This window comes from Bacillus sp. NPDC077027, assembly GCF_050269555.1.
Taxonomy (GTDB): Bacteria; Bacillota; Bacilli; order Bacillales; family Bacillaceae; genus Bacillus.
This window is the reverse complement of the sequence record NZ_JBNNIO010000001.1, coordinates 279,150-305,896: the sequence shown is the minus strand read 5'-3', so window position 1 is coordinate 305,896 and position 26,747 is coordinate 279,150. Positions and strand designations below refer to the sequence as shown.

At 41.0% G+C, this 26,747-nt stretch carries 22 protein-coding genes and 1 other annotated feature (1 of these 23 only partly in view); of the genes, 1 reads left to right on the top strand and 21 read right to left on the bottom strand.

Features of this window, described 5'->3' with window-relative positions; all coding sequences use genetic code 11:
• Positions 1-9: 9 nt before the first annotated feature.
• The 8 genes from ysxE to hemA form a co-directional block, all read right to left on the bottom strand.
• On the bottom strand, positions 10-1,038 hold the full coding sequence (gene ysxE / locus ACQKEZ_RS01695) for a spore coat protein YsxE (RefSeq protein WP_427298231.1): 1,029 nt from the start codon (positions 1,036-1,038) through the stop codon (positions 10-12).
• 37 nt (positions 1,039-1,075) lie between these two features.
• Positions 1,076-2,200, bottom strand: coding sequence for a stage VI sporulation protein D (spoVID, locus tag ACQKEZ_RS01690; RefSeq protein ID WP_427298229.1), 1,125 nt, complete (start codon positions 2,198-2,200; stop codon positions 1,076-1,078).
• A 142-nt stretch (positions 2,201-2,342) separates the two neighbouring features.
• Positions 2,343-3,635 (bottom strand): glutamate-1-semialdehyde 2,1-aminomutase, encoded by a 1,293-nt coding sequence (gene hemL, locus ACQKEZ_RS01685; protein WP_427298227.1) that lies wholly within the window; start codon positions 3,633-3,635, stop codon positions 2,343-2,345.
• Positions 3,636-3,664: 29 nt separating this feature from the next.
• Positions 3,665-4,636 carry a porphobilinogen synthase gene (gene hemB / locus ACQKEZ_RS01680; RefSeq protein ID WP_427298225.1) on the bottom strand — a complete coding sequence of 324 codons (972 nt, stop codon included), beginning with the start codon at positions 4,634-4,636 and terminating at the stop codon, positions 3,665-3,667.
• Between the two features lie 2 nt (positions 4,637-4,638).
• Positions 4,639-5,424, bottom strand: coding sequence for a uroporphyrinogen-III synthase (locus tag ACQKEZ_RS01675; RefSeq protein ID WP_427298224.1), 786 nt, complete (start codon positions 5,422-5,424; stop codon positions 4,639-4,641).
• Positions 5,421-6,356, bottom strand: coding sequence for a hydroxymethylbilane synthase (gene hemC / locus ACQKEZ_RS01670; protein ID WP_427298222.1), 936 nt, complete (start codon positions 6,354-6,356; stop codon positions 5,421-5,423). The genes ACQKEZ_RS01675 and hemC overlap by 4 nt, the downstream gene beginning before the upstream one ends.
• Before the next feature lie 36 nt (positions 6,357-6,392).
• Positions 6,393-7,223, bottom strand: a complete 831-nt coding sequence (locus ACQKEZ_RS01665; RefSeq protein WP_427298220.1) for a cytochrome c biogenesis protein — start codon at positions 7,221-7,223, stop codon at positions 6,393-6,395.
• 7 nt (positions 7,224-7,230) lie between these two features.
• A complete protein-coding gene (gene hemA / locus ACQKEZ_RS01660) occupies positions 7,231-8,598 on the bottom strand; it encodes a glutamyl-tRNA reductase (protein ID WP_427299282.1) in 1,368 nt (455 codons plus the stop codon).
• A gap of 244 nt (positions 8,599-8,842) precedes the next feature.
• Here hemA and ACQKEZ_RS01655 point away from each other — a divergent pair, with 244 nt between their 5' ends.
• Positions 8,843-9,328 (top strand): hypothetical protein, encoded by a 486-nt coding sequence (locus tag ACQKEZ_RS01655; protein WP_427298218.1) that lies wholly within the window; start codon positions 8,843-8,845, stop codon positions 9,326-9,328.
• A gap of 45 nt (positions 9,329-9,373) precedes the next feature.
• On the opposite strand, the gene yihA is transcribed toward ACQKEZ_RS01655, so the two are convergent.
• The 13 genes from yihA to ilvB all read right to left on the bottom strand — a co-directional run bounded on the left by yihA (position 9,374) and on the right by ilvB (position 26,465).
• Positions 9,374-9,961, bottom strand: a complete 588-nt coding sequence (gene yihA, locus ACQKEZ_RS01650; RefSeq protein WP_427298216.1) for a ribosome biogenesis GTP-binding protein YihA/YsxC — start codon at positions 9,959-9,961, stop codon at positions 9,374-9,376.
• Entirely contained in the window at positions 9,958-12,282 is a 2,325-nt protein-coding gene (gene lon, locus ACQKEZ_RS01645; protein WP_427298214.1) for an endopeptidase La, read from the bottom strand. The genes yihA and lon overlap by 4 nt, the downstream gene beginning before the upstream one ends.
• A 171-nt stretch (positions 12,283-12,453) precedes the next feature.
• Entirely contained in the window at positions 12,454-14,115 is a 1,662-nt protein-coding gene (lonB, locus tag ACQKEZ_RS01640) for an ATP-dependent protease LonB (protein ID WP_427298212.1), read from the bottom strand.
• Between the two features lie 138 nt (positions 14,116-14,253).
• Positions 14,254-15,519, bottom strand: coding sequence for an ATP-dependent protease ATP-binding subunit ClpX (gene clpX, locus ACQKEZ_RS01635; RefSeq protein ID WP_427298210.1), 1,266 nt, complete (start codon positions 15,517-15,519; stop codon positions 14,254-14,256).
• Positions 15,520-15,772: 253 nt separating this feature from the next.
• Positions 15,773-17,047, bottom strand: a complete 1,275-nt coding sequence (tig, locus tag ACQKEZ_RS01630) for a trigger factor (protein ID WP_427298208.1) — start codon at positions 17,045-17,047, stop codon at positions 15,773-15,775.
• Between the two features lie 268 nt (positions 17,048-17,315).
• On the bottom strand, positions 17,316-18,323 hold the full coding sequence (gene ddcA, locus ACQKEZ_RS01625; protein ID WP_427298206.1) for a DNA damage checkpoint antagonist DdcA: 1,008 nt from the start codon (positions 18,321-18,323) through the stop codon (positions 17,316-17,318).
• 128 nt (positions 18,324-18,451) lie between these two features.
• Entirely contained in the window at positions 18,452-19,051 is a 600-nt protein-coding gene (gene leuD, locus ACQKEZ_RS01620; RefSeq protein WP_427298204.1) for a 3-isopropylmalate dehydratase small subunit, read from the bottom strand.
• Between the two features lie 13 nt (positions 19,052-19,064).
• Positions 19,065-20,480: a 3-isopropylmalate dehydratase large subunit gene (gene leuC, locus ACQKEZ_RS01615; RefSeq protein WP_427298202.1), complete on the bottom strand. Its 1,416-nt coding sequence runs from the start codon at positions 20,478-20,480 to the stop codon at positions 19,065-19,067.
• Between the two features lie 41 nt (positions 20,481-20,521).
• On the bottom strand, positions 20,522-21,619 hold the full coding sequence (leuB, locus tag ACQKEZ_RS01610) for a 3-isopropylmalate dehydrogenase (protein WP_427298200.1): 1,098 nt from the start codon (positions 21,617-21,619) through the stop codon (positions 20,522-20,524).
• Positions 21,620-21,640: 21 nt separating this feature from the next.
• Positions 21,641-23,191 carry a 2-isopropylmalate synthase gene (locus tag ACQKEZ_RS01605; protein WP_427298199.1) on the bottom strand — a complete coding sequence of 517 codons (1,551 nt, stop codon included), beginning with the start codon at positions 23,189-23,191 and terminating at the stop codon, positions 21,641-21,643.
• Positions 23,178-24,206 (bottom strand): ketol-acid reductoisomerase, encoded by a 1,029-nt coding sequence (gene ilvC, locus ACQKEZ_RS01600; RefSeq protein ID WP_427298197.1) that lies wholly within the window; start codon positions 24,204-24,206, stop codon positions 23,178-23,180. Before ilvC ends, ACQKEZ_RS01605 begins: the two co-directional genes overlap by 14 nt.
• Before the next feature lie 19 nt (positions 24,207-24,225).
• Positions 24,226-24,744 carry an acetolactate synthase small subunit gene (gene ilvN / locus ACQKEZ_RS01595; protein ID WP_427298195.1) on the bottom strand — a complete coding sequence of 173 codons (519 nt, stop codon included), beginning with the start codon at positions 24,742-24,744 and terminating at the stop codon, positions 24,226-24,228.
• Positions 24,741-26,465 (bottom strand): acetolactate synthase large subunit, encoded by a 1,725-nt coding sequence (gene ilvB, locus ACQKEZ_RS01590; RefSeq protein ID WP_427298193.1) that lies wholly within the window; start codon positions 26,463-26,465, stop codon positions 24,741-24,743. The genes ilvN and ilvB overlap by 4 nt, the downstream gene beginning before the upstream one ends.
• A gap of 123 nt (positions 26,466-26,588) precedes the next feature.
• Positions 26,589-26,747, bottom strand: a binding site (T-box leader); it runs 86 nt beyond the window's last position.

Genomic DNA, 26,747 nt, shown 5'->3' with positions numbered 1-26,747 from the left:
AAGCGCCCGTCACTCTGATGACGAGGCGCTCTGCTCTTCTTCAAGCCGTCTTGCCTGCTCAACCTCATGAACCTTCATGACAGTTGGCTCTGAATTTTTCATTTGCCAATAGGCTTTTAATAACTGTCGACAGCTCTCCATCTCATCTTGATTGCCTGCCTCGTACGCTTTGACTACATCAAAAACTCCTTGTGGATAGGCGAGATAGCTTAGAAATAGATGAATCTCTTCTTCTCTTAAAGGATTCCCCTTTTGGTAAGTGTAAAACCACGAGGTACATTCAGGGCAGGTGGTTGGATAAGTTTTAAATGTACGAAAATAAAAGGTGAGTAGGTCATAAATTGGTGATGCCACTCTTGATCGTTCAAAGTTTGTAAAATGTCCTGTTCCTACATCATTGTATAAGAAATGATGTATAGACAACTGGCCATGATTTAAAACGACTCTCGTTGTATCCTTTTCTTTCATTTCCTCATGCCAATCCTCTAATCTTTCTAATGCAAACCCACTCGCTGACATCGTTTCTGAAAAATACATCGCAGCGGCAAGTTCAAATGGTGACATGTACCACGCATGCTCAGCCCGCTCAATCAATTGTTCATACATTTCCTTCTCTGCTTCCCACTTATCCTTTATTTGCGTGTAGTGAGCTTCAATTTCATGCTCAGTGATATCAGTCATGACTTCTGTGCGCTGATGAAGTCTAGCAATCTCTTGAAACATATATTCGTGCTTATCATCTTGTTCTTCCCTTTTCTCGTTCGCAAGCCAAGGCATTAAATAATAAACAAATCGACCTTCACTTCCACTTGAGAAAAAGGAACCATTTCTCGTACGATAAATCGGCACAAATAAACGATACCCTTTCGATTCAAGTTCAAGCATTTGATCTGTAAATTGGATGTTTCGATTCGCCTTTATTTGTTTTAAGGCAAAAACACCCTGCTTCGTATAAACTCGTAACACTGCAGGACTGACAGACTCGATGTATTCCGCCTCAAGCCCATACTCATATAAGACTGATTGGATTTCATCCACTCTCACTCACCACATTTTCTAGGTCGGTCTCCACATGTTAAGCGTTGCTTTTTTGATATTCAGGAATATAGAGAATTTGGCCTTCTTCCAGTTCCGCATCTACTGAAAGTGAGTTGGTTCTAAGCAAGTGCTGAACATTTAACTGATATCGCTCACAAATACGATCAATTGTATCTTCTTGTTGAACAATGCATATTTTCATGCGAGAAAAATCTTCCTCCTCCTGTTTAGCAAAAAGTTTTGTTAAATAAAGAGAATTTTCACTCCCAGATGAAGACTGCCTTAATTCCTCTTGAGGTTCTTCAGCTTCAACCTCACTCTCTAACCCATGATCCCGCTCTTTTGGTATCGGTTCAAAATGATAGGCTGGTGTTTCAAAAACAGGTGATTCCGAATACGGCTCACTTTCCTCTTCTTCTATATCCTCTTCTGGCTCTCTTCTTACCTCAACTTCAAAGAATGACTCATTCCGTTCTTCCTCTTCTAAAAGCTTAGGCGGATCGAAGAAGGGAGGCTCTTGAACCGGAGCTTCTGGCAATGAACGATAGCCAACGAGTGCTTCTTCCTCTGGCTCATCCTGTTCAAAAGAAGATTCCTCCTCACTTTCAGCGACAGGCTCCTCTTCTGCCGATTCCTCTACAATTGCATCCTGTTCAACCTCATAAGACACATCACCATACTCAAGATCAGCTCGCTGACCAATTTCATACAGATCCTGCTCCGACTCTTCCGTCTCCTCTTCTCCTAAAAGCCCCTCAATAGCTAAATCCGCCTGAATCGTTAATAAACGGCTATCTGTGAGCTGATAGTCAAACGCATCAATAAACACAAACACGTCACTTAAATGATTAATCTTGTTTTTTGGAATAGTGATATCAACAGGAAATTGATGCAAGAGCTCTGCCGTTCCATCTTCTCTGATCTTGACATCCTCTGCTTGCCTGTATGATACATAGGAACTGGATTCACCTAAAAGCTCCTCTTGATTTATGTTGTATTCTCCTGTTAGCTCAAGTGAACCTCTAATCGAGACATAGTCATTGACTTCTTGCACGAGAATGTCTGGATCGAGCGAAATCGACAGTAGCTCGCTGACTTCCTGTCCGTTTTTAAAATAGATAGATTCTTCTACTGAAAATTGTAATCGATTGTTTTGAGACAAGTCGATGTCCTCCTTTCATCTAATCCTTTAAAAATAAAATTAGATGTCAATACAGTTGTATGAGAGGAGCGATTAAAATATGATTTGTTTCTTATTCTCCAAATAAAAAAAGCCGGCATGTTTCCACACCAGCACCCACAATTTATTTACTTAGTTTTTGAAATACTTTTTCGACCGTTTCAATGGTGTAATGAATGTCTTCATCAGTATGAGCTGTAGATAAAAACAGTCCTTCAAACTGAGATGGCGGAAGGAAGATGCCTCTATCAGCCATTTCTTTGTAGAAATCAGCAAACAAATCAAGATCAGCCTTTTTTGCCGTTTCATAATTCACTACTTTTTCATTTGTAAAGAAGAAGCCGATCATAGAACCAGCACGATTAAAGGTTAATGGAATGCCATGGGCTTTTGCAGCATTTGAAATTCCTTTTTCAAGCATGTCGCCTTTTCTCGTAAATTCCTCATATGTTTCAGGTGTTAGCTGTTTAAGCGTTTCTAAGCCTGCCGTCATCGCTAGCGGATTTCCTGACAAAGTACCCGCTTGATAAATTGGACCACTCGGTGCAATTTGTTCCATGATTTCAGCTTTACCACCATATGCACCGACAGGAAGTCCACCGCCGATCACTTTACCGAGACAAGTAATATCTGGTTGAATACCAAAATACCCTTGGGCACAATGGTAACCAACTCTAAAACCAGTCATGACCTCATCAAAAATAAGCAAAGCACCATATTGTTCCGTCACATCTCTTAATCCCTGCAAGAAGCCCTCTTGAGGCGGAACAACGCCCATATTTCCTGCAACCGGCTCAACAATCACTCCAGCAATATCATCACCATATTCCTTAAAGGCGATGTGAATGCTTTCCAAATCGTTATAAGGAATTGTGATTGTATTGCTCGCTACGCCTTCAGGGACACCAGGACTATCTGGAAGCCCGAGTGTTGCCACACCAGAACCCGCTTTGATGAGTAAGGAATCGCCATGCCCATGATAACAACCTTCAAATTTCACAATCTTGTTTCTACCTGTATAACCACGTGCTAGTCGAAGTGCACTCATCGTTGCCTCTGTTCCAGAGCTCACCATACGGATGACTTCAATAGAAGGCACACGTTCTGACACAAGTTTTGCCAGTTCATTTTCAACAAGTGTAGAAGCGCCAAAGCTCGTTCCATTTTCAGCCACACGCTTGATTCCTTCGACAACTCGTTCATTGCTATGTCCTAAAATGAGTGGTCCCCAAGATAAGACATAGTCGACATATTCATTACCGTCAATGTCATAAATTTTAGAGCCTATCCCACGCTCCATAAAAATCGGGTCCGTATTCACAGATTTAAAGGCACGAACAGGGCTGTTGACACCACCTGGCATATACTTTCTTGCTTCTACAAATGCTTGCTTTGACTTTTCATAACGACGTACCATCTAAAAACGTCCTCCTGTCTATCCGTTCTTTATTCTGAGAGCCATTTTGCTGCATCTTTTGCGTGATACGTGATGATGAGTTCTGCTCCTGCTCGTTTCATGCTTGTTAGCATTTCAAGCACAAGCTCCTTTTCATTAATCCATCCATTTTGCGCTGCCGCTTTGACCATCGCATATTCACCACTCACATTGTAAGCAACAATCGGCAGTGTAAATTCATTTTTTACATCACGCATAATATCTAAATAAGAAAGAGACGGCTTCACGATTAAAAAGTCGGCCCCTTCTTCTACATCTGACTGTGCTTCTCTGAGTGCTTCTAGTCGATTAGCAGGGTCCATTTGATATGTTTTACGATCGCCAAATTGCGGTGAGCTATGAGCTGCCTCACGGAATGGACCGTAAAATGCACTTGCGTATTTCACCGCATAGGACATCACAGGAACATGAATAAAGCCAGCTTCATCAAGCGCCTCACGAATTGCGGTCACAAAGCCATCCATCATATTAGACGGCGCAATGATATCCGCCCCAGCACGCGCCTGACTGACAGCAGTTTTTGCAAGAAGCTCAAGTGATGCATCATTTAAGACTTCACCGTCTTCAACAATTCCGCAATGTCCATGATCTGTATACTGACATAAACAAGTATCAGCAATGACAACAAGCTCAGGGAAATGTTTTTTTATTTCAAGTGTCGCTCTTTGAACAATACCGTGATCATGATAAGCTTCACTTCCAACATGATCTTTATGATCAGGCACACCAAACACAATGATCGACTTAATGCCAAGATCAACAAGCTCCTGTACTTCTTCCTTCACAAGATCAACAGAAACATGATGAACGCCTGGCATAGAAGGAACTTCCTTGCGAATTTTTTCTCCTTCTACAAAGAAGATTGGATAAATGAAATCCGTAGGACGTAAAAATGTTTCTCGGACAAGTTCTCTCATTCCAGCACTTGTACGTAATCTACGATGTCTATTAAATTTAGTCAATGTTAAAACTTCCTTTCAGACAAACGGCACATCAGATCAAGCATGCCATCTATCGTATAAGTCTCTGGTGTTTCAGATTGAAATCCATATTGAAGCAGTGCTTCTTTTGTAAGGGGGCCAATTGTCACAAAACATGTTCCCTTTTTTTGTAGCTCCTTGCTCTCACTTTCCATGACATGCATAAATGAATGAACAGTCGAAGAACTCGTAAATGTAATAAAATCAAATGTGTGATTTGTCATTGCCGCTTTTAAAACAGCAATCCCTTCTTCATCCTTCACTGTGTAATATAAAATCCATTCTGTCACGTCTATGCCAAGAGGTAAAAGCGTCTTCTTCACGACAGCACGTGAAAGGTTCCCTTTTGCAACAATCACTTTCTCACCTGAAGCGACTTTTTTTACTAATGCATCCGCTAATTCCTCGGCGATAAACCGTTCTGGCATAACATCTACAGTCAAGCCGTGTTGATTTAAATAGGCTGATGTTTTCTCTCCGACTGCAGCTACTCTCAGAGTCGTCCAGTCCGTTTGAATATGATGTTCTTCAAGATATTGAAAAAAGAAAGATGCTCCATTTACACTTGTGAAAACAAGCCAATCACTTTCTGCCAAGTCTGCTTCAAAAGCCTTTGCTTGCTCTTGCTTTAGCGCAGGCTCAAAACGAATGAGCGATGCAAGCACTGCACTGCCTTCATGCGCTTCTATTTTATGCCTAAAGGAGTCCGCTTGGCGCTCATTCCGGGTGACTAGAACCGTTTGTCCGTGCAAGGATCTCACCTGTTTCATTGAGAGGACAAATCCTTTTTGACTTTGTCTATCAAAGCTTTCGCTCCTTTATCAGCCATCTGCTTTGCACATTGTATTCCAATTGTCTCTGGGTCTGTACCAACCACAGTCTCTTTTACGATGGTTTTACCGTCAGCAGAAGCAACAAGTCCTGTCAGCTCAATCTCATGTTTCTCATTCATGATGGCATACCCTGCAATAGGAACCTGACAGCTCCCATCCATCTGATTTAAAAATGCTCGTTCTGTCAGTACAGTCCTTTTCGTGTATTCATGTGTAAAATGAGACAGTAGCTCAAGAAGCTCATTGTCATCTTCACGACACTCGATTGAAAGCGCTCCCTGTCCAACTGCTGGTAAACAAACAGCCGGAGATAAAAACTCAGTCACAACATCTTTGCTCCAACCCATTCGAGAAAGACCGGCAGCAGCTAAAATAATGGCATCGTATTCCTCGTTTTTCAGCTTTTCAAGCCTTGTATCAATATTACCTCTTATCCACTTGATATTTAAATCTGGTCTTTCCTGTAGAAGTTGGGCGCTACGTCGCAAACTGCTCGTTCCAACAACTGCACCTTTAGGCAACTCACTGAGCGGTTGATGATTTTCCGAAATGAGCGCATCACGTACATCTTCCCGCTCAGGAATACATCCGATTACAAGCCCATCTGGTAAGACAGCAGGCATATCCTTCATACTATGTACTGCCATATCGATGTCTTTATTCAGCATCGCTTGTTCAATCTCTTTGACAAACAATCCTTTTCCGCCAACCTTTGATAAGGTCACATCTAGAATTTGATCCCCTTTTGTTACAATCTCTTGAATTTCAAATGAGTAAGAAGGGTTCAGCTTAGACAGCTTGCTAATCACCCATTTTGTTTGTGTAAGGGCAAGCTTACTTCGTCTTGAACCTACTTTAATTGTTCGCATTACGTCTTCCTCCCGAAGTTGTCCTAAGACTCCTCATTATTTAAAAAGATGAAAGGTTGATAAGCTACCAAGCAGAAAATAATTGATCATTAGCACAAGAAACGCAGCGACATTAAAAAGCGCAATGACCTTGCCCTGCACATTCCTTACCAGTCTGATATATAAATAACAGCCATATAAAAAGAGCATGATAAACGAGCCAAGCACCTTAGTATCTGTCCAGTACAGCGTATCATAGGAAATGTAAGCCCAAATGACACCTAGAATCAGACTTAATAAAAGCATCGGCACGCCAATAATATTCAAGACATATGCCATATGATCAAGTTTTGATAAATCTTCAATTCTCAGAAGCCATTTTCCCCACTTTTTCTTTTTGAGCAACCGATATTGTAAAAGATAGAGCAGCGAAAAAGCGAAAGAAAGCGAAAATGCTCCGTATGATAAAATCGCCATCGTAATATGAATGACAAGCAGTTCTGATGTAAGTTGACCGGCCATCTCTGCCGAATGGAGATTTGACGGTGTAAATGTATGAATCGCCATCATTGAAAAGCCAATGACATTTGTAAAAAAGACAATAAATTCGACGCGAAGCACTTTTGCAAGCACGAGCGAAAGTGTCACAAGCACCCACGTATAAAAATATAAACCCTCTGCCACATTCAACACAGGGAATCGATCTGTTTCGATCATAATGTAAAACATGTAGGCTGTTTGCAGCAGCCAGACAATAGAAAGCAACCAGAAAGCCATTTTCCCAGCCTTCCGGTTGTGTTGAAGAAAATCTATGAAATAAAATAGTACGCTCAGTGCATAGATGAGAATGGTCGCTTCATTGAGTCTTGCTACAATGGATTCCATCATCGTCTAATCACTCACTAGCAATCGTAGCAAAGTCTTGCTGCATATTTGGTTTAAAAAGCTGAAATGAACCTCGCTCTGTTTCTTTTTGCTCTACTTCACGATCTTCACCCGCTGCTTTTAAATCAAAAATTTCTTTAAAGAGAACTAGCTTTTCTTCTGAATCTGGTTCTCCAGCAATTTCTTTTGCTTTTAAAATGGGATCTTTTAGCATTTGATTAATGATGCTTTTCGTATGTTTATTGAGCAACTTCATTTCACGATGAGAAAGGTGTGGAAGCTTCCGCTCAATACTTTGCATCGTATCAGCTTGAATGGAAAGAGCCTTTTCTCTTAGTGCAGAAATGACAGGAACTACACCTAATGTGTTCAGCCAATGTTTAAACTCAACAATCTCTGCTTCAATGAGCAGTTCAACCTGTTCGGCAACAGCACGACGCTCTTTAAGATTAGCTGCTACAATACCTTCTAAGTCATCAATATCATATAAGAAGGCACCTTCCACTTCGGAAATAGACGGATCTAGATCACGCGGAACGGCAATATCCACCATGAAAAGTGGGCGTCCTTTGCGATGCTTATTTGCCTTCTCTAGCATTCCCTTTGTGATAACAAACTGCTTCGCTCCAGTAGAGCTAATGACAATATCTGCTTCAGATAACGTTTTTTCTAGCTGATTCAAACTTCTTGGTTCGCCAGAGAAACGGTTCGCAAGCTCTTCAGCCTTTTCAAAGGTTCTATTAATCACCGTCACCTGTCCAATTCCTTGCCCTTGGAGATTTTGCGCTGCCAGCTCGCCCATTTTCCCAGCACCGAGAATCAACACATGTTTGTCATTAAGACGACCAAAGATTTTCTTTGCAAGCTCAACTGCTGCATAGCTAACAGAAACAGCGTTAGAAGCTATATCTGTCTCAGCGTGTGAACGCTTCGCAACCGTAACAGCCTGCTTAAATAAATAATTGAAAACGGTACCAATGGTATCTTCCTCTTGAGCCACTTTGAAGCTTGCACGTACTTGGCCAAGAATTTGTGTTTCGCCGATGATCATTGAATCAAGCCCACATGCCACGCGGAATAAGTGCTCAACTGCACCATCGTTTTCGTAAAATCGCAAATAAGGAGATACATCTTCTTTTTCTAAACCGAACCAATCTGCTAAAAATCTTTTTATATAAAACCGACCAGTATGAAGCTGATCTACAACAGCATAGATCTCTGTTCGATTGCATGTTGAGATGACGATATTTTCTAGAATGCTTTTTTCCTCTTTAAGCTTGGACATAGCCTCACCGAGCTGACTCGACTCAAAACTTAGCTGTTCTCGTATCTCAACAGGGGCTGTTTTGTAATCTAAACCCACAACAAGAATATGCATAACTTCAACTTGCACCCCCAACGCCCTGTCTAATTTATAATAATTACAATATAGAATTCATTATTTATAATGATTATAACATATATTCATTTTTAACTGGATGAAAAATGTGAACAGATTTCAAAAATGTTGTGATATAGTAGAAAAATGTTCTACATCAGACACATGCTCATCACTACTTCAAGTAATTTACCAGATTTGGCGTGTGTCGACAAATGATCTGCTTAAAAGAAGGTGACATCACTTGAAAAAGAAATCCATTCTACTCCCACTGTTGCTACTCGCTGTAGCCCTTTACGCCATCCTTTCAGGAGGACAATTTGACCTTTGGAAAGACCAAGAGAAATGGTATACCCTCGTGTTGTTTTTTGGACTTGCCTTTTTGTATCAAGGTAAAAAAGAGCAAGATCATTCGCACATGTTCATCGGTATGCTGCTGACTGGCCTTTCGCTACACTTTATTCTTCAGCCAAAAATCGACTGGTGGCCTGATACCTTTACGATGATGGTTCTTATTTTCGGCCTTGCTCTTTTTGCGAAATCAGCGCTGAAAAAAGAATATCAAATGGAAAGCATGGTTCTCATTGGACTTGGTCTATTTCTTTATTTCTTTCAGCAAATTATAAGCAAGCTAGCCTCATTATCGATCCCAACCTCTGGCTTTGAATTGTACTGGCCATATGTACTAGTAGCTGTCAGTCTCCTCTTATTATTTTTAAAAAGGAGATAACTTATACAATAAAAAGGCATCTGATGTTTCCAGATGCCTTTTCTCTTAGCTATTCACCTTTGCAAGAATCGCATTCCACGCTTCTTCTTTTCCTTTTTTCGTTTCTGATGAAAAAAGAATTAATTCATCCAAAGGATCAATATCAAGCGTCTTCTTCACTACTTTGGCGTGCTTTTCCCATTTGCCCTTCGGGATTTTATCCGCTTTTGTGGCGATGACAATCACTGAAATGCCATAATATTTAAGAAATTCGTACATGTTTACATCTTCTGCTGAAGGCTTATGGCGTAAGTCAACAATTTGAACCACTGCCTTAAGCTCTTCACGTGTAGTGATGTACGTTTCAATCATGCGCCCCCATGCTTCACGTTCTGTTTTAGATACTTTGGCAAAGCCATAGCCTGGAACGTCCACAAAATGAAGAAGATCATTAATAATATAGAAATTCAATGTTTGTGTCTTCCCTGGCTTAGAAGACGTACGCGCCAGGTTTTTGCGATTAATTAACGAATTGATAAATGATGATTTACCAACGTTTGATCTACCGGCAAGTGCAATCTCCGGCAATCCCCCATCTGGGTATTGCTCAGGCTTTACAGCACTGATGACGATATCTGATTTTGTTACTTTCATGTTCCCTCTCCTACTAACGCTTTCTTAAGTACTTCATCTAGATGTGAGACTGGAATAAAAGTCAGTCCTTCTCTCACGCTCTCAGGAATATCATCTATATCCTTTTCATTATCTTTTGGCAAAATAATGGTTTTCAGTCCTGCCCGATGAGCCCCGAGCGCTTTTTCTTTCAATCCACCAATAGGAAGCACTCTTCCTCTTAGTGTGATTTCTCCTGTCATCCCAACTTCTTTGGAAACTGGTCTTCCTGTGAGTGCTGATACAAGTGCTGTCGCAATCGTAATTCCGGCTGACGGTCCATCTTTTGGTACAGCACCTTCTGGCACGTGAATATGAATGTCATGTTTTTCATTAAAGTCCGGATCAATATTCAGTTCATTTGCTTTAGAGCGAATATAACTGAATGCCGCCTGCGCGGATTCTCTCATCACATCCCCAAGTTTCCCAGTTAAGAGTAACTTTCCTTTACCTGGTGAGAGCGAAACCTCGATCGATAATGTATCCCCGCCGACTGTTGTATAAGCTAGACCTGTGACAACACCGACCTGATCCGTCGTTTCAGCCTGTCCATAACGATAGACTTTTTTGCCGAGATAGTCCGATAAATTCTTTTCTGTCACTGTGATTCGTTTGCGATCTTCTGCGACAATCGCTCTAGCAGCTTTGCGGCAAATGGCTGCAAGCTGACGTTCTAAACCACGCACACCAGCTTCCCTAGTGTAATAACGAATAATATCATAAATCGCCGATTCACGAAGTTGTAAATTCGATTTCTTTAGTCCGTGGTCTTTGAGCTGCTTTGGCAGAAGGTGATCCTTCACAATTTCTGCTTTTTCTACCTCTGTATATCCTGCAATTGTGATAATCTCCATTCTATCACGAAGCGGGCCAGGAATGGTTGCCAAGTTGTTCGCAGTCGCAATAAATAGAACTTGCGAAAGATCAAATGTCTCTTCGATGTAATGATCACTAAAGTTATGATTTTGCTCTGGATCAAGTACCTCAAGCATGGCTGAAGAAGGATCACCTCTAAAATCAGAGGACATCTTGTCAATTTCATCAAGAAGGAAGACCGGATTCATTGTGCCTGCCTTGCTCATTCCTCGAATAATACGCCCAGGCATTGCGCCAACGTATGTCCGTCTATGTCCACGTATCTCAGATTCATCACGAACACCGCCAAGAGAAATTCGAATAAACTTTCGATCAAGCGATTTTGCAATGGATTTTGCAAGCGACGTTTTCCCAACCCCTGGTGGTCCAGCTAGACAAAGAATAGGCCCTTTTAATGAATTCGTTAGCTTTTGAACTGCTAAATATTCAAGCACACGCTCTTTTACTTTTTCTAGCCCATGGTGCTCTTCATCTAAAATTGTGCTCGCAAGCTTCAAATCAAGGCGATCTTCTGTATAGATGCCCCAAGGTAAGTTGACCAGCCAATCAATGTAATTGCGTATAACAGAGCTTTCAGCCGAGCTAGACGGAATTTTTTCATAGCGATTTAGTTCCTTAAGTGCAGTTTCTCTTACAGATTCAGGCATTTTGGATTTTTCGATTTTTGTCATTAACGTACTGACTTCACCGGTTTTTCCTTCTTTATCGCCGAGTTCTTTTTGGATTGCCTTCATTTGTTCACGCAAGTAGTATTCTTTTTGCGTCCGTTCCATTGATCGCTTGACCCTTTGGCCAATTTTCTTTTCGATCTCCAGTACTTCTTTTTCATTATGAATCAAACTAATCACTCGATTGAGTCGTTTTTTCACATCAACCGTTTCAAGTACTTCTTGCTTGTTCTTTAATTTCAAAGGTAGGTGAGATGCCACAATATCCGCCATTCTTCCAGGTTCTTCAATATCGGTCACCGTTGCATATGTTTCAGCTGATATTTTTTTTGAAATTTTTATGTACTGATCGAAATGATCTAAAAGCGTTCGCATTAAAGCCTCTGCTTCAGCATCCTTGTTATCTTCTTCCTGCAATTCTTTAATTTCAACCGACGTATAGTCCTCTAGCTCTGTATAAGACTCGATTTGGGCTCTGTTTAGGCCTTCGACTAGCACACGGATTGTTCCATTTGGTAACTTGAGCATTTGTTTAATTTTTGTGTAGGTGCCGACTTTGAATATTTCCTCTTCACCTGGTTCATCTATTGAAATTTCCCGCTGCGTTGCTAGAAAAATCGTATGGTCGTTCATCATTGCCTGTTCTAAAGCTTGAACAGACTTCTCACGCCCAACATCTAAGTGCAAGACCATTGTCGGGTAGACAAGGAGACCTCGCAATGGAAGGAGCGGAATATTTCTTTTGATTTCATCTGCCATGTTGATTGACACCTCCGTCACTAGTATGAATCATTATAATATACCTGTTTCGTTCTTGTACAATGCGAAAGATCGAGAAATGATGATCTTACCGTAGTATACCCTTTCTTTTTCGCTTGAAAAAGAAAAAAATTCTCTATTTCACTAAAAAATCCCCATATGTGATGGGGATTAAACTGATTCTCTTTTCATTTCTTCACCAAATCCATCTTTCTTTTCATCTGGTGGATTCACCAGACTTACATCCAACACCTCTTGGAAATGCTTCACAGGTACAATCGTGACTCCTTCAATCTCTTTTAAAATCGATTGCTGATTGTCATAAGGAATAATGACTGTCTTTGCGCCTGCTTGCTTCGCCGCCTTAATTTTTGGAATGACACCACCTATAGGTTTCACCTGACCTTGCAAGCCGATTTCTCCAGTCATGGCTGTTAAATGGTCAATTGGAATTTGGTGAATGGCAGAGAAGATGGCCGTTGCCATCGCAATTCCAGCAGATGGTCCGTCAATTGGGGCTCCACCTGGAAAATTGATATGGATATCATATTCATTTGTACGAATGCCTAGATTCCTGAGCACTGTCAATACGTTTTCAACCGATCCTTTTGCCATACTTTTACGCCGAATTGATTTCGACTGATTTCCAATGCTTTCTTCTTCGGCAATTCCTGTAATATTGATACTTCCTTTATCAAGTGCCTTACATATATTGACCTCAATCTCTAGCAGAGCACCACTGTTTGGTCCATATACAGCAAGTCCATTCACAATTCCGACCTTTGGCTTTTCCGGCACTTTTTGCTCATATCTTGGAGTGAGTTGACTAGAGTGAATAACCCATTCTACATCAGCCAATGTAATTTCTTTGCGGTTTTCCGTCACAGCCATTCCTGCGGCAATCTGTACCATATTGACCGCTTCTCGTCCGTTTTTTACGTAAGTAGTTAGAAGATCAAGTCCTTCTTCACTTAATTCTTTTTTTATTTTTTCTACAGCTTTCGCTGCAACAATCTTCAGTTCGTGCTGATCTAAATCTTTAAAGAAAATCTCTAAACACCTTGACCTAATGGCTGGTGGAATCTCATCTGGTGTTCTTGTGGTGGCACCAATTAGCCTAAAATCAGCGGGTAGCCCATTTTGGAAAATATCATGAATGTGATTAGGAATTTGTGTATTTTCTTCACTATAATACGCACTTTCCAGGAAAACTTTACGATCTTCTAATACTTTGAGCATCTTGTTCATTTGAATTGGATGTAGTTCACCTATTTCATCAATGAAAAGCACTCCCCCATGTGCATGAGTCACAGCCCCCTGCTTCGGTTGCGGAATACCCGCTTGACCCATAGCACCTGCACCTTGATATATCGGATCATGCACAGAACCGATGAGAGGATCAGCGATGCCTCGTTCATCGAATCGAGCCGTTGTTGCATCAAGCTCAACAAAAACAGCATCTTTTTTAAATGGTGAGTCAGCATGTCGTTTCGCCTCTTCCATGACAAGGCGAGCGGCAGCCGTTTTCCCAACACCTGGCGGGCCGTAAACAATGACATGCTGAGGGTTCGGACCACACAATGCTGCCTTTAACGCACGAATGCCATCTTCCTGTCCTACAATATCTTGAAAGTCCTTTGGCCGGACTCTCTCTGATAAAGGCTCACTCAATTTAATGGATCGCATCTTTCTAAGCGCCTCCATTTCTTTTTTCGATTCTTTGTCAATCGTCACCTTTTGTGTACGTTGATTCCTCAATAAGTTCCAAAAGTACAACCCGATGACAATCCCAAAAAACAGCTGTATGAATAGTACAATTCCTGTCCAGCTCAATCGGTGCTCCCTCCTTCATCCGTCTATGTATTAAATTGGTTCACTGTCGCTAGTATTTCCTAGAGCTGGACGGAATAAACGCTTCTTTCCATATAAAAAACTCCTGAACCAGAACGGCTCAGGAGTTTTATTCAGCGATTAAGCGGAAGTCTTTGTATCTTTATTGACGATGGTACCATCTTTTAAAACCAAACGAGGTGATTCACCATCTGCAACCGTAGCACCTGTAATGACACATTTTTCAATGTCATCACGAGAAGGCAAATCAAACATTACATCTAACATAATGCCTTCAATAATGGAACGAAGCCCACGAGCACCTGTTTTACGTTCAATTGCTTTTTTCGCAATTTCACTCAATGCATCTTCTTCAAATTCAAGCTCAACATCATCAAGCTCAAGCATTTTTTTGTATTGCTTCACAAGTGCATTTTTCGGTTTTGTCAAAATTTCAACCAGTGCATTTTCATCAAGCTGTTCTAGACTTGCAATAACCGGAAGACGACCGATAAATTCCGGAATTAAACCGAAACGAAGCAAGTCTTCAGGGAGAATTTTTGTGAGAAGAACTTCTTTTTCAAGGTCTTCTACTTTATTCTCAGCACCGAAACCAATGACTTTTTGACCGAGACGACGTTTGATGATCTGCTCGATACCGTCAAATGCTCCACCACAAATGAAGAGGATGTTTGTTGTATCAATTTGAATAAATTCTTGATGTGGATGCTTACGTCCACCTTGAGGTGGTACGCTTGCTACCGTTCCTTCAAGAATTTTCAAGAGCGCCTGCTGGACACCTTCACCAGAAACATCACGTGTAATTGAAGGGTTTTCAGATTTCCTTGCTACTTTATCAATTTCATCAATGTAGATAATGCCTTTTTCTGCTTTTTCTACATCGTAATCTGCTGCTTGAATTAATTTCAATAAAATATTCTCGACATCTTCACCAACATAGCCAGCCTCAGTTAGAGACGTTGCATCTGCAATTGCAAATGGTACGTTCAAAATACGAGCGAGCGTTTGGGCAAGTAATGTCTTACCACTTCCCGTTGGCCCAATCATTGAGATGTTACTTTTAGATAGCTCAACATCATCAATTTTGCTGTTGGAGTTAATGCGTTTATAGTGGTTATAAACCGCTACTGCTAAAGACTTCTTGGCATTGTCTTGTCCGATGACATATTCATCGAGAATCTCCCGAATTTCATGAGGCTTCGGAACATCCTTGAATTCAACTTCTTCCTCAGTACCGAGCTCTTCTTCAACAATCTCCGTGCAAAGCTCAATACATTCATCACATATATATACGCCAGGTCCTGCGACCAGTTTACGAACCTGATCTTGCGTTTTTCCGCAAAACGAGCACTTTAATTGACCTTTTTCCTCGTTGAATTTAAACATTCTTTCACCCCTTAATCTTCTTCATTTTCGCGTAGCCATATGGTCAGGCTACTTTCCTGGGTCCAGTATGTATGCATTTTACCATACTTTCCTAAAAGACGGTAACGATGTGTTTCATCGACTGCACATTGTATATGTATGACAGAAAAGGCGAGACATTATCTATCGTTTCCAAAAGAAGCGACGATAAGTCAAAAATTGTACAAAACAAGGCACGAGTCACTCGCGCCCTGTTTTATTATTATGCACCATGTTAACGGTTTTCTACAAGAAAATCAATTGCTTTACGAACTTTTAAATCTTCTTTCATTGCGTCAGTCGATCCAACTGCCTGTTTGATGTTTTCAATCGGCATGTTGTACGCCTCTGCCATTTTTGAAAGTTCTTCTTCCACTTCTTCGTCAGATACTTGAAGGTCTTCTGCATTTGCAATAGCTTCAAGTGTCAAGTTTGATTTTACGCGTTTTCCAGCATCTTCTTTCATTTGCTCTTTCAACGCATCTTCATCTTGACCAGAGAATTGGAAATAAAGTTCAAGATTCATTCCTTGCATTTGAAGACGTTGTTCGAATTCTTTCATCATGCGGTCAAGCTCAGTGTCGATCATCGCTTGAGGAATATCAACTTCCGCATTTTCAGAAGCTTTCGCAACTAATTCTTCACGGAATTTCGCTTCTGCTTCGTTTTCTTTCGCATCTTCAAGACGTTTCTTCGTTTTTTCAGTCAATTCAGCAAGTGTTTCTACTTCTTCATCAACATCTTTCGCAAATTCGTCATCAAGCGCTGGAAGTTCTTTCGCTTTGATTTCGTGAATTTTCACTTTGAATATCGCTGGTTTACCTGCAAGGTCTTCAGCATGATATTCTTCAGGGAATGTCACTTCTACTTCTTTTTCAGCACCAGCTTCAAGACCAACTAACTGCTCTTCGAAACCAGGGATGAATGAACCAGATCCAATTTCAAGAGAATAGTTTTCAGCTTTTCCGCCTTCAAACGCTTCTCCATCAACAAATCCTTCGAAATCAAGAACGACTGTATCACCGTTTTCAATTGCGCCTTCTTCTTTTACAACAAGCTCTGCTTGACGGTTTTGAATCGCTTTTAATTCTTCTTGAACATCTTCATCAGTAACAGTTGTGTCGTCTTTTTCTACTTTAAGACCTTTGTAGTCTCCAAGTTTCACTTCAGGTTTCACAGTTACTTTTGCAGTGAAGATTAAGCTTTCACCTTTTTCGATTTTTTCTACATCGATTTCAGGACGATCAACTGGATCAATACCAGCTTCATCAAGTGCCTTTGGATATTCAACTGGTAGAAGAATATCTAACGCATCTTGATATAGAGATTCTACACCGAAACGTTGTTCGAAAAGACCGCGTGGCACTTTCCCTTTACGGAAACCAGGAATTGAAACTTGTTTCACTACTTTCTTAAATGCATCATCTAGTGCTTTACTAAATGTTTCTGCGTCTACTTCTACAGTTAAGACACCTTCGTTACCTTCTTGTTTTTCCCATTTTACTGACATGTGTTTCCCTCCAAAAATCTATTCATATTGTGCGTTGTTACATTCTAAAGCATCATTCAGACTTCGTCCAATCAAAATCAGCGCACTCGGCTCTATCAAATGACATAGAACAGCTCTCTTAAAACAGCTGGCATTATGTATACAACATTTTACTTGATTATACATATCGTCTTTCAAACCATTTGAATCGTACAACTGCACTCAATAAGCACAAATACAACCATTATATTATAACATAACAAGTACGTCTTTCAACTATATCGACAAATTACAAACAAGAAATTTCTTCAATATCTTTCAGCATTGTACAAGCTTCTTTTAGCTCTCGCTCTTTAAATTCATACAAGATGTGAAGCTCGTTCATTTCAATTTCAATGCCATGCATTTCATATCCGACCTTATGGAGAGCCGCCGCCCAAAGACTAGGGTCAGTATATTTAGGTAGGAATGGGTACAGCACAAATAAATGCCTGCGCCATAATTCCTCTACTCGTTGATAGAGTGTTGGGTTTTCATTACCAAGTGTGTCATCAAGAATGCGTAGCACCTGTTGCAAAAGCGGCATTTTTTCTGGTTTGACCGCCTCTGAAGGAACAAGTGTCAGGGAATCCCCAAACTTTATGATGTGGACAGGCTTTGCATACTCGTGATCTGATAAAAGCTGCAAAATCAGAGATTTGACGACCGGATTTGCGTTTGGCTTTTGTAATATCGTATTCAATAACCCTATATGCGGTGTAATGTTACGATCTTTCAATGAATGAATAAAATGAACCTGCTGATCAGTCTTTGTTAAAATCTCTTCAGCGTTCCACTCATTGTTTTCACCTTCAAAGTCCTCCACTATTTCTTCTGGAGATTCGATCATTTTTCGGCTAAACTCAAGGAGTTTATAAAAATGCTCAGCACTCTCTGGTGGCAGATGATTCTCTTCGAGGACAGCCTCAATGGTTTGCTTCACTTCTTCATATTCTTTTAACTGGATCAAAATCGTCATATACACTTGAAGGACTGTAAAATAATGACCATAGCCTTCATTTAACATTTTTTCACATACGCGTTTTGCTTCTTGAAGTTCACCTAACTCCAAAAAACAAATCGCCATCCCTAAGTGAATATCGGATTCTTCATCCTCATCAAAGGATTTCGCTTCTGAAAACAAGTGAAGCGCCTCTTGATATTGTTTATCTTTTAATGCTGTCATTCCCTTTTCTATGAGCCTTTCTTTTAGGCCAGGAAACAAAATGACATTATCTTTCTTCTTGTCATGCTTCATGCTTACGTTCCTTTCGGGCGCATATTTTTTATCAGTTTACCAACGAAGGCTAGTAAACACAAGTAACGAGAGGTTTTAATGCAAAAAAGAAGCCGTCACACTTTGATGAGCGTACGGCTTCTTGTTGATTATACACGCAACCAGTTGCTGCGAGTGTTTTCGAAAGTTTGAATTTCATCTTCTAATAATAAGGTTAATGAGATTTCATCATATCCATTTATTAGCATTTCTCTCCAGTGAGGATCCACATCAAAAGAAATAGTATTGCCTTCATGGTCTTTCAATTGCTGCTCTTGCAAGTCAACGGTCATATCGTATCCTTTATTTTCGTATTGCTCAACTAACTTCTTCCATACATCGTAGTCTAGGCGAATCGGCAGCATGCCATTTTTAAAACAGTTTTGATGAAAAATATCTGCAAATGACGGCGCAATGATGATTTTAATTCCGTAATCGTCAAGGGCCCAAGGCGCATGCTCACGTGAAGAGCCACATCCAAAGTTTTCACCTGCAATCAGCACTGAAGCTCCTTCATAAATAGGCTGATTCAATTCAAACTCTGGATTCAGACTACCATCGGCTAAATAGCGCCAATCAAAAAATGCAAAACGTCCATATCCTGTCCGTTCGATTCTCTTTAGAAATTGCTTTGGAATAATCTGATCTGTGTCTACATTTATACGGTTAAGTACAGCGGTTTTCCCTTTATGGGTAACTAAAGGCTCCATCTACTACAACTCCTTACACGACTGTTTTCTCTTGATTAAACTTTCTCACATCGACAAATCGGCCATGTATGGCAGCCATCGCAGCCATTGCTGGACTGACAAGGTGTGTTCTTGCTCCTTTTCCTTGTCTACCTTCAAAATTACGGTTTGAAGTAGATGCACAGCGTTCGCCCTCTGGTACTACATCGTTATTCATACTAAGGCACATACTACAACCAGATTCTCTCCATTCAAAGCCAGCTTCAAGGAAGATTTGATCTAGACCTTCTTGCTCTGCCTGAAGTTTCACACTTTGAGAGCCAGGTACAACGATTGCTCTGACATGGTCAGACACTTTTTGTCCTTCAATCATAGCCGCAGCTTGACGTAAATCGGTCATTCTTGAGTTCGTACATGATCCGATAAAAACATGCTCAATTGTGATATCCTCGATGCGCTGATGCGGGCTCACTCCCATATATTCATAAGCACGCAGCACTTCTTTTTTATCATCTTCTTGCTCAAAGTCCTCTGGTCCTGGTATGGCAGCATCAACTGGAAGAACCATCCCTGGATTGATTCCCCATGTGACCATCGGCGAAATTTGATTCCCATCTAATACAATGGTTTTATCGTAAGTGGCACCTTGGTCCGTTCTTAGCTGCTTCCATTCCTCGATCGCTGCTTCAAAGTCTTCGCCTTGTGGTGCATACTTCCGGTTACGACAATATTCAAATGTAACTTCATCCGGAGCAATTAACCCTGCTCTTGCTCCAGCTTCAATTGACATATTACAAACGGTCATTCGCTCATCCATCGTCATGTTTCTGAATACTTCCCCTGTGTATTCAATCACATATCCCGACCCAAATTTCACGCCGTGTGCTCCGATGACGGCTAAAATGACATCTTTCGCTGTTACCCCTTTTTGAAGCTTTCCATCCACTCTAATTTCTAAAGTTTTAGGACGTTTTTGCCACAGTGTCTGAGTGGATAAAACATGCTCAACTTCACTCGTACCAATCCCGAATGCAAGTGCACCAAAGGCACCATGAGTTGAGGTATGACTATCACCACAGACGATTGTTTTCCCTGGAAGTGTTAACCCAAGCTCCGGCCCAACAACGTGGACAATTCCTTGATCAACACTGTGCAAATCAGCAAGACGAACACCAAATTCAGCACAGTTACGCTCTAATGCACTAACCTGCTTTTTGGCTACTTCATCTTTGATCACAAATCGGTTCACTGTCGGGATGTTGTGATCCATTGTGGCAAACGTATTTTGAGGTCTTCTCACTTTTCGTCCCTTTTGTCTTAACCCTTCAAACGCTTGAGGTGATGTCACCTCATGCACCAAGTGAAGGTCAATATATAAAAGGTCTGGTTTTCCCTCGCCGTTTTTCACAATATGCTGATCCCAAATTTTTTCGATGATTGTTCGAGGCATAACCCATTTCCTCCCTCTACCTGATTCAACAAATTTACTATTTATACAGTTGTTTTTGCGCTACTTTTTAACGCTTGAACAACGGCTTCTGTGATTTCATCAGTTGTTTGATATGTTTCTGATTGACCCGCCAGATCTTTTGTCCGTTTTCCAGAAGCAAGTACAGCTTCCACTGCATCTTCAATCGCTTTTGCTTCTTCCTCAAGCGTGAATGAAGTCCTTAGTAAGCTTGCTGCTGAAAGGATCGTTGCTAGCGGATTTGCTACATTTTGCCCCGCAATATCAGGTGCTGATCCATGAATCGGCTCATATAAGTGGAGTCCTGTACTTGAAAGACTTGCAGATGGTAGCATTCCGAGTGAGCCCGTAATCATGGATGCTTCGTCACTTAAGATGTCACCAAACATGTTCTCAGTTACAACAACATCGAATTGGGCTGGCTTATAAATGAGCTGCATCGCAGCATTATCAACAAGCATGTGCTCATATGCAACATCCGGATACTCTTTTGCGACTTCATCTGCTGCTTCCCGCCAAAGCTTACTTGAAGCCAGTACGTTCGCTTTATCAACAGACGTCACTTTTTTGCGTCTACTCTGAGCCATTTGGAACGCTTCTTTCAGTACACGTACAATTTCTTCTTTTGTATAAAGAAGTGTATCTACAGCCGCTTCTTTTCCATCTTCATTCGTGTAGCGTTTGCTTGGTTCACCAAAGTATAAGCCACCAGTCAGCTCTCGAACGATGACAAAATCAACGCCATCGATATTTTCTTTCTTGAGTGGTGAAGCCTCTGCTAAACTTTCAAACACTTTAACTGGACGAATGTTTGCAAATAGATCAAGTTGTTTGCGGATCGCTAACAGACCTTTCTCAGGTCTTAGCTCTGGTGGGTTTTGATCCCATTTTGGTCCACCAACAGCTCCTAACAAAATCGCATCTGAACCTTTGCAAATGCTCACTGTTTCTTCTGGTAGTGGCTGATTTTTTTCGTCGATTGCTACGCCACCAATTAGTGCTTTTTCAAATTCAAACTCATGATTAAATTGTGATGCTGTTTGTTTTAAAACGGCTACGGCTGATTGGATAACTTCTGGGCCGATTCCATCGCCGGGCAAAAGTGCAATTTTCTTCTTCAACAGAACCTTCCTCCTTTCTTGTTAGATCACATGATGTTTTTCAATTTCGACTAGGTTTGATTTGAAGATCAGGTGTCTGTTGACTGCATTTACATAAGCTTTCGCAGATGCTTCTAGTACGTCTTGTGCGACACCACGCCCTGATGTTTCTTTTCCTTCTATTGAAACTGTCACATAAACCTCAGCAAGCGCATCTCTGCCTTTTCCATTCGATTGAATTCGATAATCAAGTAAATGAATTCTTTCTTCCATACAACGCTCCAGTGTGTTGTAGACAGCTTCTACACTGCCAGCTCCAGTCGCTGCTTCTTGAATGACTTCCTGCGTCTCTTGGTTCTTCAGTGAAACCGCGGCAGTTGGCATTTGCTCTGTACCGTAATGTACTTGAAGAGATTCAAATTCGTAACCGATTTTTCGGTCTGCTACTTTTTCTTCTAATATAATAGAAATAAGATCATCATCTGTAATTTCTTTCTTTTTCTCAGTTAGATTCTTGAATGTTTCAAAGAATTTATTAATCTCTTCATCAGAAAGTTTAAAGCCTAGATTTTTCAATCTATCTTTAAATGCATGTCTGCCAGAGTGTTTACCAAGTACAAGCACATCTGTCGTCACACCTACAAGCTCTGGAGAGATGATTTCATAAGTTGACTTCTCTTTTAGGAAGCCGTCTTGATGGATCCCAGATTCATGAGCAAATGCGTTATTTCCAACAACTGCTTTGTTACGAGGAACAATCATACCTGAGTACTTGCTCACTACATCACTTGTTCGTTTAATTTCTTTCAATTGAATGGTAGATTCCACCTGATAAAAATCTTTTCTGATATGAAGTGCGACTGCAATTTCTTCTAATGCTGCATTTCCTGCACGTTCTCCAATACCGTTGACTGCTGTCTCGATTTGATCTGCCCCATTTTCGATTGCAGCAAGTGAGTTCGCTACAGCCATTCCTAGGTCATCATGACAATGAGCAGATAGGTTCACACGGTCGATATTCGGCACATGTTCTTTCATATATTTAAAGATATTTCCATACTCTTTTGGTGCGAGGTAGCCAACAGTATCTGGCAAGTTGATGACACTTGCGCCTGCATCAATAACTTTTTCGACGATTTCAGCTAGGTATGCCAAGTCTGTACGACACGCATCTTCCGCCGACCACTGGACAACAGGGAAACGCTCTTTCGCATACTTGACCATCGAAACAGCTTGCTCGATGACTTCTTCTCTTGTTTTCTTTAATTTATATTTTAAATGGATATCAGAAGTCGCAATAAACACATGAATTCTTGGCTCAGCTCCGTCTTTTAACGCTTCCCATGCCGCATCAATATCACTTTTCACGCATCGTGCAAGACCTGCTACTGAACAGTTTTGAATTGTTCTTGCAATCTCCAGTACACCTAAGAAATCCCCTCGGGATGAAGCGGGAAATCCCGCTTCGATAATATTTACCCCAAGGCGCTCAAGCTGTTTTGCAATAATTAGCTTTTCTTGAGCATTTAAGTTCACTCCTGGTGATTGCTCTCCATCCCGAAGTGTTGTGTCAAAAAAATTAATTTTTCGCACCGACGCTCACCGCTTCCTTTTTCTTACCTTGTTTAACAAATGGCATCATTTCACGTAGTTTTCTTCCAACTACTTCAATTTGGTGCTCACTTTCACTTGAATTGATTGCGTTAAATCTTGGGCGATTCACTTGGTTCTCAACAATCCATTCTTTTGCAAAAGTACCATTTTGAATATCAGTCAAGATAGCCTTCATGGATTCTTTTACTTTCGCATCAACTACACGTGGTCCAGAAACGAAGTCACCCCACTGAGCTGTGTCAGAGATAGAGTATCTCATACCTTCAAGTCCTTCTTCATACATAAGGTCAACGATCAATTTTAATTCGTGAAGACACTCAAAGTAAGCAAGTTCCGGCTGATAGCCTGCTTCTGTTAATGTTTCAAATCCAGCTTTGACAAGAGAAGTTAACCCTCCGCAAAGTACTGCTTGCTCACCGAATAGATCTGTTTCTGTTTCTTCTTTAAAAGTCGTTTCAAGTACACCTGCTCTTGCACCACCGATTGCTTTTGCGTATGCAAGTGCTTTTTCTTTTGCCTGACCTGAAACATCTTGGTAGATAGCGAATAGTGCAGGTACACCAGCACCTTGTTCATATGTTCTTCTCACTAGATGTCCCGGTCCTTTTGGTGCAACAAGATAAACATCTACATCGCTTGGCGGTACGATCTGATGGAAGTGTACGTTGAAACCATGAGCAAATACAAGTGAGTTTCCTGCTACTAATTGATCTTTAATTTCTTCGTCATATACTTTCTTTTGTTGCTCGTCTGGAAGAAGAACCATGACAATGTCTGCTTGAGCTGCTGCTTCTTTTACTGTGAATACTTGATGGCCATCTTCTTGTGCTTTTGTATAAGATCCGCCTTTTCTCACTCCAACAATGACATCTACGCCACTTTCTTTTAAGTTCAACGCATGCGCATGACCTTGTGAACCGTAACCAATGATTGCTACTTTCTTTCCATTTAATACGTTTTCTTGAATATCACCGTTATAATATACTTTTACCATTTGACTCTCTCCTTTTTGTTTAGACAATTGAAATTGTTTTATTTGATTGTGGCTTTTGCTGATTGTCTCTAGCAAATGCCGTTGTGCCAGTTCTGGCAACTTCTTTGATGCCGTATGGTTTTAACAGTTCTATGAGTGCTTCTATTTTAGAAGACTCGCCTGTTACCTGAATCACGACACTTTCTCTGCTCACATCAACAATTGAAGCTCTGAAGGGTTCAATTACCCCTGTGATTTCCATTCTCGACGCTGGTGCAGAAACTACTTTTATCAAAGCCAGCTCTCGCTGAACGATTGATTGATTGGTAATATCAGTTACTTTAAGGACATCGATTTGTTTGTTCAACTGTTTTGTCAGCTGCTCAATGTCTCTTTCTTGGTCCACACGGACGACGAATGTGATACGTGATATGTCCTGAACCTCTGAATGACCGACCGTAATACTTTCAATGTTGTAATGTCTTTTTGTAAAAAGGCCCGTGATTCTGTTCAGTACACCTGACCGATTTAAAACGGTCAACACAATGATCCTCTTCAAGGTTTCACCCCCACCATCTCATGATTTCCTTTCCCTGGTGCTACCATCGGAAATACTTTTTCATCTCTCGCTACATTGACATCAATGACAACAGGCTCCCGAGATGTTAGCGCCTCTTCTAGCTGTTCACGCGCTTCTCGATCTGATGAGATTCTGATTCCTTTAATGCCATAAGCTTCAGATAATTTTACGAAGTCAGGCTGGTCTGAAAATTTAGAATATGAATAGCGCTCTTCGTAAAAAATTTCTTGCCATTGTCTTACCATTCCTAGACTGTGATTGTTTAGAATAATCACTTTGACTGGAAGGTTCAGCTCATGGATAACGGCAAGTTCTTGAAGTGTCATTTGGAATCCACCGTCTCCTAGTACTGCAACAACGGTTGCACTCTTATCAGCTAATTGAGCACCAATCGCAGCAGGAAGACCAAAGCCCATCGTTCCAAGTCCGCCAGACGTTACCCACTTATCAGCATTTTCAAATGGATAGAACTGAGCTGCCCACATTTGATGCTGTCCAACATCAGTTGCCACAATGGCCTCACCTTTTGTAAATTTATGAATATATTCGATCAGTTTTTGCGGTTTAAAGCCTTCTTCATCGTTTTCCACATACCAGAGCGGATATTCTTTTTTCCAATCGTTCAATTGGGTTTTCCATTCATCAGCTTCGGCTTGTTTCCCGTCTTGTTTAAGAAGTTCTTGAAGAACAATCTTGCTATCTCCTACAACTGGAATATGGGTATGAATGTTTTTACCAATTTCCGCCGGATCAATATCGATGTGGGCAACCTTTGCATTTTTAGCAAAATGATTGAGGTTTCCTGTCACTCGATCATCAAACCTTGCACCAATTGAAATTAATAAATCACATTGATGAAGTGCCATGTTTGCTGCGTATGTTCCATGCATACCCGCCATTCCTAGGAAAAGAGGATGCTGTGCTGGAAATCCTCCAAGTCCAAGCAATGTATGTGCAACTGGGATTTGTTGTTGCTCTACATATTGTCTAAGCTCTTCCGACGCCTTCCCGTGCAATACGCCCGCTCCTGCCAAAATAACTGGTTTTTTTGCTCTGCTGACTGCTTCAACGAGCTTGCGGATTTGTAAATAATTTGGCTCTGTCTTTGGTTGATAGCCTGGCAGATCAATCGGTTGATCGTAATCAAACTCGCCCTCAATTCCTGCGACATCCTTTGGAATATCGATTAAAACTGGTCCAGGTCTACCGGTTGTCGCAATGTGAAATGCTTCTTTGATAACACCCGGTAAATCCTCTGGACGTCTCACTTGGTAGCTATGTTTCGTAATTGGCATTGTAATACCAAGTACATCAGCTTCTTGGAATGCATCTGATCCGATCACTGATGTGGCCACTTGTCCTGTGAAGACAACAAGCGGAAGTGAGTCGATCATCGCGTCTGCAATTCCAGTCACTAGGTTTGTTGCCCCTGGTCCAGATGTTGCAATGACTACTCCTGGTTTTCCTGAGACTCTTGCGTATCCTTCAGCAGCATGAATCGCTCCTTGTTCATGCCTTGGCAGTACATGAAACAAACCTGAATCATAAATCTTATCGTAGATCGGTAAAACCGCTCCACCCGGATAGCCAAAGATGACTTCTACTTTTTCTCTTTTTAGTGATTCAATTAGCATCATTGCACCATTCATTGTTTTTGGTCCTTTTGACTTCTCCGTCTCCATTTGCACATTTGTCCCCACTTGATTTCCTCCTCTTTGTCTTGTTTCAGTCAAGTCATTTCACCCTTTTCATTTCAAGATAAAGATTATGAGAGCATATAAAAAAGCTTTCTCGCCCACAATTGACACTACTTTTCTATAGGTCAAAGGGGCGAAAAAGCTTTGTTTTTCGCGGTACCACCCTTGTTCACGACATACCTGTCGTCTCATGGATCATCTTTCATCCATTTTGGTAACGAGTGAATTCATTTCACTCGGTCCGCCCTACTATCATTTCAAGCAGACACTCAGAGGTGAGTTCAC